Annotated in this window: 8 protein-coding genes, 2 rRNA genes and 3 pseudogenes; 5 read left to right on the top strand and 8 right to left on the bottom strand. The window is 57.6% G+C overall.

All coding sequences use genetic code 11. The features are described from left to right. Both rrf (E0F99_RS31175) and rrf (E0F99_RS17530) read left to right on the top strand, forming a co-directional pair. Positions 1–80 (top strand): 5S ribosomal RNA (gene rrf / locus E0F99_RS31175); the annotation flags it as partial. Between the two features lie 109 nt (positions 81–189). Then, positions 190–305, top strand: a 5S ribosomal RNA gene (gene rrf, locus E0F99_RS17530). 199 nt (positions 306–504) lie between these two features. Here rrf (E0F99_RS17530) and E0F99_RS30270 read toward each other — a convergent pair. Together E0F99_RS30270 and E0F99_RS30030 are read right to left on the bottom strand one after the other, a co-directional pair. After that, positions 505–955, bottom strand: a pseudogene (locus E0F99_RS30270) (TonB-dependent receptor domain-containing protein); the annotation flags it as partial. Next, a pseudogene (locus tag E0F99_RS30030) lies at positions 947–1073 on the bottom strand (sigma-70 family RNA polymerase sigma factor); the annotation flags it as partial. The pseudogenes E0F99_RS30030 and E0F99_RS30270, both read right to left, overlap by 9 nt. A 283-nt stretch (positions 1074–1356) precedes the next feature. Here E0F99_RS30030 and E0F99_RS17540 point away from each other — a divergent pair. Next, positions 1357–3237: a methyl-accepting chemotaxis protein gene (locus E0F99_RS17540; protein WP_083355888.1), complete on the top strand. Its 1881-nt coding sequence runs from the start codon at positions 1357–1359 to the stop codon at positions 3235–3237. A 39-nt stretch (positions 3238–3276) separates the two neighbouring features. On the opposite strand, the gene E0F99_RS17545 is transcribed toward E0F99_RS17540, so the two are convergent. From E0F99_RS17545 to E0F99_RS17565, 5 genes and pseudogenes are all read right to left on the bottom strand, one after another. Then, entirely contained in the window at positions 3277–3735 is a 459-nt protein-coding gene (locus E0F99_RS17545; RefSeq protein ID WP_083355887.1) for an SRPBCC family protein, read from the bottom strand. Positions 3736–3753: 18 nt separating this feature from the next. Next, entirely contained in the window at positions 3754–7131 is a 3378-nt protein-coding gene (locus E0F99_RS17550) for an amino acid adenylation domain-containing protein (protein ID WP_083355886.1), read from the bottom strand. Beyond that, on the bottom strand, positions 7128–8075 hold the full coding sequence (locus tag E0F99_RS17555) for a diiron oxygenase (protein WP_083355885.1): 948 nt from the start codon (positions 8073–8075) through the stop codon (positions 7128–7130). Before E0F99_RS17555 ends, E0F99_RS17550 begins: the two co-directional genes overlap by 4 nt. After that, positions 8072–8829, bottom strand: a pseudogene (locus E0F99_RS17560) (DUF3050 domain-containing protein). The gene E0F99_RS17555 and the pseudogene E0F99_RS17560 overlap by 4 nt, the downstream one beginning before the upstream one ends. Before the next feature lie 382 nt (positions 8830–9211). Then, positions 9212–9922 carry a GntR family transcriptional regulator gene (locus tag E0F99_RS17565; protein ID WP_083355884.1) on the bottom strand — a complete coding sequence of 237 codons (711 nt, stop codon included), beginning with the start codon at positions 9920–9922 and terminating at the stop codon, positions 9212–9214. 250 nt (positions 9923–10172) lie between these two features. On the opposite strand from E0F99_RS17565, the gene lapG reads away from it, so the two are divergent. Beyond that, positions 10173–10865 carry a cysteine protease LapG gene (gene lapG, locus E0F99_RS17570; RefSeq protein WP_083355883.1) on the top strand — a complete coding sequence of 231 codons (693 nt, stop codon included), beginning with the start codon at positions 10173–10175 and terminating at the stop codon, positions 10863–10865. A gap of 14 nt (positions 10866–10879) precedes the next feature. Then, on the top strand, positions 10880–12826 hold the full coding sequence (gene lapD / locus E0F99_RS17575) for a cyclic di-GMP receptor LapD (protein ID WP_083355882.1): 1947 nt from the start codon (positions 10880–10882) through the stop codon (positions 12824–12826). An 86-nt stretch (positions 12827–12912) separates the two neighbouring features. On the opposite strand, the gene E0F99_RS17580 is transcribed toward lapD, so the two are convergent. Next, positions 12913–13251, bottom strand: a complete 339-nt coding sequence (locus tag E0F99_RS17580) for a tryptophan synthase subunit beta (protein ID WP_083355881.1) — start codon at positions 13249–13251, stop codon at positions 12913–12915. Positions 13252–13322 lie beyond the last annotated feature (71 nt).

Genomic DNA, 13322 nt, shown 5'->3' on the forward strand with positions numbered 1-13322 from the left:
ATCCCGAACTCAGCAGTGAAACGATGCATCGCCGATGGTAGTGTGGGGTTTCCCCATGTGAGAGTAGGTCATCGTCAAGATTAAATTCCAGAACCCCTGTTTGCTAACGCAAACAGGGGTTTTGTTTATGTAGAAGTCCATGAATTTCACTAGCACGTTGCTCACGCAACGGTCTGGTACACAGAATTTCTTGACGACCATAGAGCATTGGAACCACCTGATCCCATCCCGAACTCAGCAGTGAAACGATGCATCGCCGATGGTAGTGTGGGGTTTCCCCATGTGAGAGTAGGTCATCGTCAAGATTGAATTCCGAAACCCCTGTCTGCGAAAGCGGACAGGGGTTTTGTCGTTTTGGAGGATAGCGACTAGCAAATGCCTCAAACTGAAAGCGCACAGGTAGGTGTCCTTCCGAGCTGGTTGCATATGCTCAACCCATGAAACCGGCGTACAAAAAAGCCAACGCCTCAAATCAGGCGCTCGCTTATCAGAAACGATATCGAATCAGAATTGGTAGCTTACCGTCGCGCTGACGTTACGCTCTTCTCCCAGGTAGCAGAAGTTCAGGCTGGCACAACAGGCCACATACGTTTCATTGGTCAGGTTGTTGGCATTCAACCTTACATCCACGCCCTTCAACCCTACCCTGCCCAAGTCATACCCTACTGAAGCGTCAAACAAGGTGTAGGCTGGCAACTTCATTGTGTTTTCCGCATCGGCCCAGCTGTAGGTGCGACTGGATTGCCCGTATTGTCTGAAGGGTTCTGACTAACTGACATAAGGCGCCAAACGGTTATCAAGCAGATACGCCGCGCCCCTTGAGTTTGATGCGTTTGTCAGAGATATCCGTACCCAGTGGTCGGCCCCCCTCTGCAATACGGTTTTCATCGGACGTCTCTACCCAGTCATGACGCAGCTCGAGTGAGAGTCGCCACTTGCAGATAGACGCCAGGTCTGCCGCATCGGCGGCGTTGCCTCAGGCGGCTGCGCAGCCATGTGTTGAGCCAGTTGTGATGGGTGCTGTAAAGCGTCTGTACAACACCTTCACACGCAATGTATTCAGTAGAGGGCATTCACACAGGCTTGGCCGAACGTCACAAATGATAATAAGCCGCATTCCCTAAAGTCCTGAAAGATTTTGCTAGCGCTCGTCACGCAGACTGCGCCGCTGGTCGGATTCCCTCTCAAAATAAGGATGCTTCTCACAAATTTCTAAGATTTATCCTTATGTGGCCGAAAGCCTGATGAGCCATGCGTGCACCGAAATAGAGCGGTCCGAGAGAGTCCGCCTATCCCGTTACATGGAATGTTCCACTCGGCACGCTCATCCCCCCTTGGCAAAAAGAAGTCGATGAAATGAATCTTAAGTTCAGTCATAAAATTCTGTTGGCCGCGTCAGGCGTCGTGGTTCTCGCTTTCGCGTTATTCACGCTTTACAACGACTACCTGCAGCGCAGCACCATCAAGCAAAATCTGGAGTCGTCCATCCAGCAATCGGGTGAGCTCACGGCCAGCAGTGTGCAGAACTGGCTCAGTGGGCGGATCCTGGTCCTAGAAAGCCTGGCGCAAAACGTCGCGCACCAGGGCAGTGGTGCCGACCTTCCGGGCCTGGTCGATCAGCCAGCGCTTACCTCGAACTTCCAGTTCACCTACGTCGGTCAAACCAATGGCGTGTTCACCCAGCGCCCTGATGCCAAGATGCCCGATGGTTACGACCCTCGTCAGCGTCCCTGGTACAAACAAGCGGTGGCGGCGGATAAAACCATGCTCACCCCGCCCTACATGGCAGCCGTGGGCGGTCAGATCGTAACCATCGCTCTTCCAGTCAAAAAGAACGGGGAGCTGCTGGGTGTGGTCGGTGGTGACCTGAGCTTGCAAACCCTGGTGAAGATCATCAACTCGGTCGACTTCGGCGGCATCGGCCATGCATTTCTGGTCAGCGCTGATGGCCAGGTCATCGTCAGTCCTGACCAGGACCAGGTGATGAAAAATCTCAAGGACATCTACCCAGGCGCCCACCTGCGTATCGAGAAGGTCAGCCAGGACGTCGTCCTCAATGGCCAGGACCGCATCCTTTCGTTCACCCCCATCAGCGGCTTGCCGGGTGCCGATTGGTACATCGGTCTGTCGATCGACAAAGATAAAGCCTACGCGCCGCTGGGCAAGTTCCGTACTTCGGCGTTAATCGCCATGTTGATCGCGGTCGTGGCAATTGCCGTGCTCTTGAGCCTGCTGATTCAAGTCCTATTGCGCCCGTTGACCACCATGGGGGTTGCCATGCAGGACATTGCGCAGGGCGAGGGTGATTTGACTCGTCGCCTGGATGTGACCAGCAAGGACGAGTTCGGCGAAGTCGGCAGCGCCTTCAATCAGTTCGTTGAGCGTATCCACGCGTCGATCTCCGAAGTGTCTTCGGCAACGCGTCAGGTACACGACCTGTCCCAGCGCGTCATGGCCTCGTCCAATGCCTCGATCATCGGCTCGGACGAACAAAGTGCGCGCACCAATAGCGTGGCTGCGGCGATCAACGAGTTGGGTGCCGCCACCCAGGAAATCGCACGTAATGCGGCCGATGCGTCGCAGCACGCCAGTGGTGCCAGTGAGCAGGCAGACGACGGGCGTAAGGTGGTGGAGCAAACCATCCTGGCGATGTCGGAACTGTCGCAAAAAATCAGCTTGTCCTGCACTCAAATAGAAACCCTGAACGCGAGCACCGACAACATCGGTCACATCCTCGATGTGATCAAAGGCATTTCTCAGCAAACCAACTTGCTGGCACTCAACGCCGCGATCGAAGCCGCTCGTGCTGGGGAAGCCGGGCGTGGGTTTGCTGTGGTTGCCGATGAAGTGCGGAACCTGGCTCACCGTACGCAGGAGTCTGCCGAAGAGATCCACAAGATGATCACTTCGTTGCAAGTGGGTTCGCGTGAAGCGGTGACCACCATGAACGCCAGCCAGACCTCTAGCGAAGAGAGCGTTGAAGTGGCCAACCAGGCCGGTGAGCGCCTGATCAGCGTGACGCAACGAATCGTTGAGATCGATGGCATGAACCAATCGGTTGCTGCCGCCACCGAGGAGCAGACTGCCGTGGTGGAAACCCTCAACGTCGATATCAACCAGATCAACTTGCTGAACCAGCAGGGCGTGGCCAACCTCAACGAAACACTCAAGGACTGCGACGCGCTGTCCCAGCAGGCCAGCCGTTTGAAACAATTGGTCGACAGCTTCAAAATCTGATCCTGATCAGGCAGGAGCGAGACCGCTCGCTTCTGCCGATTAGCTGAGCATTTGGCGTACGTTCTGCAGTGCGTCGTCGGCGAAAGCCTGCACAAACTGTTCAAGCTCTGCCTGCGCAGCCTCCAGCGGCTCGCCAATGAGGGTCCAGGTCGCCCTGGAACTCCCCTCGCCAAGCCTTTCCACACGCATTGCGGCCCACAACCGGGCAACACCCAAGGTGTTGTAGATCGTGGTCCACGTCATGTACATGGCCTCGTCATCGCGGCTGTTGAGTTGCTCTACAACGCAATGGCCATCGTGGAAAAACTTGGTGCGCAGTGCGCCTGTACCTGTCCCCGTCATTTGGATGTGCGAAAGGGCGGGAATGAAGGCGTCAAAACCTGCAAAGTTACCGACCACACGCCACAGGCGAGCGGCCTCGCACGCGACGTCCACGGACGCCACCATCGTTGCGCCGCCAGGGTTGCGGATCAATGTATCGGGTTGCAGCAGTTGCATAAGCGTGTCCTGAAAGGGTTAGAGAAAGCCAATGGCCTTAAGGTAGTCGCAGCCCTTGCGCAACAGCGTCGGGTCCTTTTGCGGGTATTGCTCGCCCATGGCGGCCACGCCCTGGCGTGCGTTGTCGTGACAAATCATTGAGGTGTCGCTGATGTCTTCGGTGAGGTCATTCAGGTAAAACCCCAGCACGCCAAAGAGTGCGTTATCGCGGCCTACCGTCCGCAGCGCTGTTTGCCAATGCGCAACGCTCACACGTTCGAAACGGAGGCCCGCTTGGCTGAACGCATCGAGGTAGTTATCCCAGCTCAAGGGCAGTGGGTTGTGCAGGTTGAAGATGTTTCGCCCCGCGGTAAATTGGCCGCAGTGGAATGCAACGAAGCGGGCAAAAAAATCCACCGGCATCAGGTCGAAGTTCATGTCCAGGCGAGGCGCCAGGCCCAGCTGCAGCGACCCCTTGAGCATCAGCATCAGGCGGTTGTTCTGCGGCTGGCAGACACCGTTATGGCTGTTAAAGGCGATGTTTCCCGGGCGATATATATTCACCCACGCACCTTGCTCGGCAGCGCGTCCTAGCAGTCGTTCGGCGACCCATTTGGACAGGTTGTAGCCATTCTTGAGATAGAGCGGCAACGTAGCAATCGCCGATACTTCGAGGATCTTCCCCTGAGCATCGATGCTGCTGCAGGCCGACAGTGTCGAGACGAAATTGAAGACCTTCTTGCGATGGGTTTCACACAGGCGCAGGCACTCGAGCATCGGTTCGACGTTGTCCCTGGCGAGTGAGGCGTAGTCCATCACATGATTGACCCGCGCTGCGTTGTGCACCAACACGCCATAGCTGCCAGCGAGGCGCTCATACTCATCGCAGGCCAGGCCCAGTCGAGGCAGGCTGATGTCGGCGGCGTATACCTGCACTCGGCTCAGGTCCAGATGTTCCAGGCGGTACTCGCGTAATGCTTCGGCAAACCGCGCTGCTGCCGAGTGCCCCGCCTGTTCACGCACCAGGCATGCCACTTCCTGTGCACCGCCCGCCAACAACGCCTCGACGAGATGCACGCCGACAAAACTGTTGGCACCGGTGACGATCACCTTGCGCGGATCGCCAGCGTGGTCTGCGTGCAGTATTTCGACATCCAATGCTTGTGACGCATCTTTCTCCACGTGACCCGACAGTACATGGGGCGGTTCTCCGTCCTCCATCAGCACGGCGAGCGTACGAATCGTGGGGGCCTCAAAGAAACGGCTCAATGCGAGGCTGCGGCCAAACTCTTCACGCAGGCGTAGCAACAGGGTCGACAGCAAGATGGAGTGGCCGCCCAAGTTGAAAAAGCTGTCATCAATGCAAACGTCATCGCCAGGCACACCCAACAGCTCGCTCCACAGCGCCACCAGGCGCGTTTGCAGAGGCGTTTGAGCATGGCTGCCGACAGTGAGGGGAGGCGCGTGCATCGGTATCGCCAGCAGCGCCTGGCGGTCGATCTTGCCGTTGCTGGTGCGCGGCATAGTGGGTAACTCAACGCACGCCTCGGGATGCATATAAGTCGGTAGCCGTTGCTGCGCATAGTGCTTCAAGCCCGCCAATGTGGCGGCGGGTTCGGGCTGGGCGACAAAACTGAAAATCCTGCGATCCCCATCGATCACCACGGCTACTTGGCGAAATAACCGGCTGTTGCGCAGGCATTGTTCGATTTCCAGGGGCTCCACCCGAAAGCCACGGATCTTGACCTGATCATCTCGTCGGCCGCCCAACTCGATGCCGTCTTGCGTCCATTTCGCCAGGTCACCGCTGCGATAAGCCTGCAGCGTATGGCCATTGGGCAGTATCAGCTCAACGAACGGGTTGTCCGCCTGTTGTTGCGCATTCACATACCCCAGGCTCACCCCAGGGCCGACCACGTACAGATCGCCCATTACCTGTTCATCCACCGGTTGCAGGTGGTCATCGAGAATCAACACCTGGCTGTTGGCAATGGGGTGTCCCAGGTTGCGATTGCTGTCACCCGGCTTAAAAGTCCGGTGGGTGATCAGCACCGTGGCCTCGGTAGGGCCGTAGAGGTTGTGCAGTTGGCACTGGCTCGCCAATTGTTCGATCACATACGGCTCGCAGGTATCGCCACCGGTCAACAAGTGGGCCAAGCCCAAGGGCTGATCCAGCGGCAGGATGCTCAGAAGTGCCGGCGGCAGAAAAGCATGGCTGATGCGCTGTTGGCGAATCAGGTCGACCAACTGCTGGGGGTCGTGCCGTTGGTCTTGGCTTGGCACGATCAACTCGGCGCCGGCGACCAGCGCCGGGAAGATATCGATCAGCGATGAATCGAAACTCAGCGGCGAAAATTGCAGCACACGGCTCCGTTCATCCAGCGCCGTACAGGCGCCGAGCCAGGCGGTGCAATGTGCAAGGTTGCCTTGGCTGAGCAGTACCCCTTTGGGCTGACCGGTGGTGCCCGAGGTGAAAAGTGCGATGCAGGGCGCCTCAACGCTGGGGCGATGGCGCATCAATGGTTGCACGGTGTCGGCGTGAGCCGGGTCGATATGGGTGACATTCACGCTAACAAAGTGGTCGTGCAAAGAGTGCCGGCCATCATCCAGCAAGACAGTGGCTCTAGCGCTTTGCAGCATTGCCTGCTGGCGTTGTGGCGGATGGTCCGGTGCCAGTGGCAGGTACACCGCGCCGCACCCCAACACCGCGAGAATGCTGGCGTACAACTCGACGGACTTGTCCAGGCACACGCCGACCACCGCAGGCTGCTCACTACTTTCCAGTAGAGGGCACAGACGTTGCTGAATCGACAGGGCTCGAGCGTGTAATTGCCGGTAAGTCACTACGCTACCCGCGATGTTTAGTGCCGCTCGTTCGGCGAAGGTGTGCAGGCTGGCTTGTAACCTTTCGATGATGGGCACTTGGGCCGCCAGCAACAGGGCCGGCTGCGCAGTCCGATTGAATCGATGCACGAACGCCAACGCGTCCAGCCCTTGCAGGTTTTGCTCGGGCCAGGCATTAGCGGTGGTGGTTGCGGCGAAGAAGCCCGCGTCCCTCGAAAAACCGCTGACCAGCGAGGCCGCCCATTCCACCAGCGTGTTGATCGCTTGTCGGCGCAATTGCTGGCCGTTGCCGCTGGGCTCCTCGGCAACGCCCTGTACCGCCAATACACGTCTGTTATGGTCATAGCAGCGCAATTGCAGCAGGGGAAGCCCATATTCGGACACGGGGCCGATACCCAGGCGCAGGCTTAGCCATTGGGTGTTGTCGGCACGTGTGAGCGGCGGTTGGCTGCCGTCTTCAATAACGATGTCGAGCGATTCTGTTGCGGTGACGTGCCCGCATTGCTCCACCGTTTGCCTGAGCACTTCCAATGCACTGCTGGTGCCGTTCCAACCAATCTTCAAGCGCCTCACACCGACCTCCCCGATTCGGGCAGGTAGTCTCTCAGGGCCAGGACGACGCTCGGCGTGTGGAGCACGCCACTGTGATGCAGGAACCCCATGATGTTGCCGAGCAGCGGGTGATGGCGGGTGATTGGAAAGTCGAGCGCCGCGACTTCGTCACTTAGCGCGCGGCGAATGTCGGCGCTGACGTCCAAGTGTTCGATCAGCTGAAGATTGAAGCCTTTCTGCAGATCATTGGTCAGGTAATGCTGCAAAAAAATCGGCAGGGTTTCAGCAATTTGATCACGGTCTTCCGGGCTTGCCGCTTGCCAGTAGAGGCGCACCAGTTGCGTCCAGAACTGCGCGTGGCGACCTTCATCAAGCAAATGATCGGCCATCAAACCACGTATGGAAGGCTTGACGCTGTCGTCCTTGGAAAACGCCGCTACGTCATGGGTGATGGTGTTCTCGGCGATGGCCACGCTAATCAATTCCACGGCATCGTGCAGGTGTGGCGGTGTCAGCGCCTGCGCTGCCGGCAGGGCATGGCTCAGTTCGATTTGCCCAGGCAGGTCGAGGGGTTGTATGCCGGTCATTTCGACGGTTTGTTGCAGGAAGTCCATCGCAACCAGCGCGTGGTAGTCCTCATCGACCACGACGGTCATCGCGTCCACACGACAGGCGAGGGGGAAGGGCTGTGAAAAGTGATTCTTGGCAATACTGCGGGCGGTCTTGTCGACGATCTCGGTTTCGAAGATCACCACGTCGTTGATGAATTTGTAGAAGCTTTGCACCAACACGAAGTCGCGCCATTGCGGGCAGTGTTCGAGAAAAGTCGCACTCAGCACCAGAGGCTGGCGGCACAGGGGATAGATCAATCTATCGTCGTTTTCCAGCAACCGCCGAGGACGTGTTCGGATTGTTGCGCGGCGTTCCCAGTCTTCGGCGAAGGAGCGATAGTCGGTGGCGTTCAAGGTTGCACCTCTTGCAGCGAGGTGTGCACGGCGTCCCAGAAGCACAGGCGGCTTTGCACGGCGTCGAGCGCAATCTCATCGGCCTGGCGTTGGCGCGCAGTGTCTGCCCCGATCAGGCGTTGGAGTAACTGTTGCGCCGCTGGCTCATGGTCTTGGGCATCTAATTCGATGTGACGGCGAAGGTAATGACCCAAGGTTGGTGCCTGACGATCAATGCACGCATTGCCGTGCAGGATGCGTTCGAACATCGGCGCAATGACACTCTCGCGACCATGCAGGAAGGCCGCCGCCACGCAGTGGGTGGGCGCGTTTAGCGCGACCTGTAACGTGCTGTCGACAAAGCGCGCCACACCCGGCAGCACATCGATCATGTGCAAGGCCGCGTTTGCTTGCACACCCTGGCGCTGCAGTTCGATGAAGTGCTGGACGGTACGCGTGTCGGCACCGACCTCTGCGATCGCCTCCAGGTAAAGTTCGAAGTGGCTGCAATGGCCACGTGTTGGATGTTCGTCCGATTCTTCGCCCAGCACGATTTCATTGATAAGGCGTGCGGCTTGCGGGTCCGTGGGTGGGAGCCAGGGTAAGTGCGTGCAGGTCAGGTCTTGCTGCAGCCGTTTGGTCAGTGTCATGAAGTCCCAAACCGCAAATACATGATGTTCCATGAAAAGCTGTAACTTATTAAGCGAAGTTATTTCTTTAAATAACGGATGGCTGCATAACAGCCATTTTTTTGTTCAAGTAAGTGTTGGTGCATGGTTGACGCCTATAAGTTGTTGCGACTGCTCTGAAAACAGTGGTGGGGGTTTTTAAGTGTAAATAGAAGGATGGCGTTTAGCCGGTTCACGCGCACAGCGCTAACCTGGCGTGAAGTTGTACGGTCGAATAAAGTATTTGTTTTAGTGGTGAGGGATAATAATCTTATTAAACGCTTTGATCATCTTGTGAAAGTGTTAGATGCTTTTGCGAGAAATATCTTGTTGTAAGCAAGTTGCTTGGGTAACTGTTAGAAGTTTCCTCGAAACGAGCCGTCCTGTTTAAATTACATCGTTCTGGTCGGGGCGTATCGTCGTCGGGCTCTCTCTCCTATAGGAAAGGAGCCCTGCACCTTAGAGGGTCAACGGGGAGCGCCCTGAACCCTACTGCGCGTCTTTCGTTGCGGCAGCTTCAAGACCATTGAGGTAGGTGGTGATCACCTCCATTCCCCGCATCAGGTGATTACGCAAGGTCAGAATGCTCTCTTCGATCTTCTTCTGAGCCACAAGCCTCAGCAGTTCGCGGTGATCTTCCTGTGATGTCTCGCCCAGGCCCATCGCCTCAAGGTTGAAGCGCAGAAACCGTTCCTCCTCATTTAAACCGTGTTCAACCAGTTTGAGCAGCCGTTGGTTAGGTGCCTTGCCATACAACACCATGTGGAACAGGCGGTTGAGCCGGCCAATCTCGGCGTAGTCTTTCTCCTGTTCCAGCGCATTGATGTAGGCATCGGCTTCAGCGATGTCGGCGTCGGTGAGAAACGGAGTCGACAGGCGCAACGCTTCGGATTCCAGCAGCATGCGCAGTTCGTAGGTTTCAGCCGAATTGTCTTCGATCAACGGTGCAACCACGGCGCCCTTATGGGTCACCACGTGCAGCAAGGATTGAGCTTCCAGCTGGCGTAAGGCCTCGCGCACGGGCATGCGGCTCACGCCGAACAGGCTAGCCAGCTCTTGCTGACGCATCGCGGTGCCACAGGGCAGTCGACCATCGAGAATGGCATTGCGCAGTGTTTCTTCAATAACGGCGCGAGCAAGATGGGCGGGAATAGGCCCGCTGATTTTGATGCTGCTTAAAGGGTTCGGCTTCTGCGTCACGGTTGCGCTATCCTCCTTTCTTGAATGGAGTGTGTTTAATTGGATCCAATGCACACTAGAGACGGGCCACACGCTTGTCAAACAACCAAAGTTTCCGTTTGTAAGGGCTTACGGAGTGTACTTTGTGCATCCCACAGGGTGCGGTTATAAACTCGGCCCACCGATGGATGATTGCACTGTGCCATTGTTTTTTGCGAGTCGAAGCATCACCATCCTTTAAAATTCCGTCTCTCTTCATGGACTGAACGCCTTGGCGGTAAGTTTTATTCCCTCTCGAATCGTTAGCTGGTTGTTTTCAGCGATTGTATTGGCCGGCCTTATGCTCGGCGGGCTGCATGCCGATTGGGATTTCTCCCAGATCAGCCGCAAGGCCACGGCCTTGTACGGGCCGCTGGGGGAGGGCCAGCAGCGTATCGACGCTTGGCAGCGACTGCTGGTGACCCAAAAACAGGTCGACGAGCAGGAGCAGCTCAAGGTCGTCAACCTGTTCTTCAACAAGCAAGTGTCTTACGTAGAAGACATCGACCTCTGGCACGTGGTCGACTATTGGGAGACGCCCATCGAAGCGCTCTGGAAGGGGGCTGGCGATTGTGAGGACTACGCGATCGCCAAGTATTTCAGTTTGCGTCATCTGGGCGTCTCCAGCGACAAATTGCGCATTACCTACGTCAAGGCCTTGCGTCAGAATCGCGCTCACATGGTCCTGACGTATTATTCGACCCCGGACGCTATCCCGTTGGTGCTCGACAGCCTGATGGACGACATCCTGCCAGCCACCCGCCGTACCGACCTGATTCCGGTGTACTCATTCAACGCCGAGGGTTTGTACCTCCCCGGTGCCAAGGGCAACAAGAAAGTCGGTGACACTAAACGCTTGTCGCGTTGGCAGGATGTGTTGAGAAAAATGCGTGCGGAAGGCTTCCCAGCCGAGCCTGCCAACTAGGAGTAACTGATCGGATGTCTCTGTTCAAACAACTATTGATCGCAATCTGTCTGTTCTTGGTGGTCGCCTTCAGCGGCAGCTTCATGGTCAGCCTGGAAAGTTCGCGCACGCAATACGTCAACCAGCTGCGTTCGCATGCACAGGATGCGGCGACGGCGCTGGCATTGTCGCTGACGCCGAATATCGACGACCCGGCCATGGTGGAATTGCTGGTCAGCTCGATCTTCGACAGCGGCTATTACGCCAGCATCCGCGTGGTGGATTTGGCCACGGATAAAACCATCGTCGAACGCAGCGGTATTCCTGACAACAACGGTGTGCCCAACTGGTTCGTCAAACTCATCGGTCTGGAGCCGGCCGGTGGTGATGCGCTGGTCAGCCGTGGCTGGGAGCAGGCGGCGCGTGTGGAAGTGGTCAGCCACCCTATGTTTGCCCTGGCCAAGCTTTGGCAGAGCGCCTTGGGCAGCCTTGGCTGGTTGCTGTTGTGCGGTGCGGTGAGTGCAGTGCTGGGTGCGCTGTTGCTGCGTCGGCAACTGAAGCCGTTGGACTACATGGTCAAGCAATCCCACGCCATTGCGCGGCGCGAGTTCCTCAGCCTGCCCGACCTGCCACGTACGCCGGAGTTGCGCCGTGTGGTGCAAGCTATGAATCAGATGGTAGAAAAGCTCAAGGCGCTGTTTCAGGAGCAGGCCGAGCGCAGCGAAAAACTGCGCATCGAATCCTATCAGGACAACCTCACGGGCCTCGCCAACCGCCGTTATTTCGAGATGCAGCTCAACGCCCGCGTGAGTAACCCGGAAGACTCCAACTCCGGCTACCTGCTGCTATTGCGAGTCAAGGACCTGGCCGGTCTCAACCAGCGCCTGGGGGGCCAGCGCACCGACCAGTTGCTGCAAGCGGTCGGCGAACAACTGCTACGCCAGTGCGAGCCTTACCCGGAAACTCATAACCTCGTCACCCGTATCCGCGGCGGTGAATTCGCGGTGCTGGCGCCGGGGTTGGTGCGCGAAGAAGCGTTGCAATTGGCGCAGAACCTGGAGAGCACCTTGCTCAGCCTGCAGGCCACCGGCGCCAGTGACGTCACGCCGGTCGCCTATATCGGCCTGGCGCCGTTCAGCCATGGCGATTCCCCGCTGGCCCTGCTGACTTTGGCTGACCAGGCCCTGGCCCAGGCCGAAGGGCAGGGCGACAGCAGTTGGGTGTGCCTCGACCACAACGCCGCCGCCAGCGTCGGCGACGATCACCATGCCTGGCACACCCTGCTCGACCAAGCCCTGACCCAGGAGCGTTTCCAGCTGTACTTTCAGCCGGTCGTCGCCAGCCAGGACCCGCAGTTGGTCTTGCACTACAAAGTACTGTCGCGCTTGCAGGATGACGACGGTCACACCATACCCGCCGGGCGTTTCCTGCCGTGGCTTGAACGCTTCGGCTGGACCGCGCGCCTGGACCGCCTGATGCTGGAGCACGTGCTCAAGCAGATGGCCGGTCACAGCCATAGCTTGGCGCTGAACCTATCGGCGGCCACCTTGCAGGACGCCCAGGCGCTGAATCGAATTTTTGAGTTGCTACGCCAGCACAGCAATCTGGGCTCGCGCCTGACCCTGGAAATTGGCGAAGAGCAATTGCCGGAGCAGGCGCTGCTGGAGCAGTTGACCCAGCGCCTGCGCGAATTGGGCTTCTCTCTTAGCCTGCAGCGTTTCGGTGGGCGCTTCAGCATGATCGGCAACCTGGCGCGCCTGGGCCTGGCGTACTTGAAGATCGACGGCAGCTATATCCGTGCCATCGACCAGGAAAGCGACAAGCGCCTGTTTATCGAGGCGATCCAACGCGCGGCCCACAGCATCGACTTACCATTGATTGCCGAGCGCGTGGAAACCGAAGGTGAGCTGCAGGTGATTCGCGAAATGGGCATTTTCGGTGTGCAGGGCCAGCTGTTTGGTGAGCCCGCGCCCTGGAAATAATGCCAATCCAATGTAGGAGCAGGCTTATGTGGGAGCCAGCTCCCACATAAGCCTGCCCACATTTAGATTCGGTTTGCCTGCCGAAATCAGATCAGCCCAGTCTCTTCATCATCGATCAAATGGCTCAACCCGCCCAACGCTTCCCGCGCGTGGTTACGGTCCATCAACTTGGCCTGAGCCGCGGGCGGCAGGTCAGTGACGCTGATCACTCCCTTGCGTGTCAGCACCTGAATCAAGTCATCGAGCACCCGGATCATTTCCAGGTCACTTTGCTTGAGCTGCGCCAAGCTGGTTTCCACCACTTCGTTGGCGTACCAGGCCTGGATCTCATGGTGATCGGCTGGCAGGGTTTCGGTTGATTCAGCAAAGGCAGCGGCCTCTACGCGACTCAGCACGCCCTGTGCATCACGTTGCACGTAAAACATAAGAACCCCTCGAAAATGAGCCACACGTTTTCACCCGCATAGGTCAGCGGTGTGTTTATTGAAGTGAGTAT

Origin of the sequence: Pseudomonas antarctica (genome assembly GCF_900624995.1) — a bacterium.
GTDB lineage: Bacteria > Pseudomonadota > Gammaproteobacteria > Pseudomonadales > Pseudomonadaceae > Aquipseudomonas > Aquipseudomonas antarctica.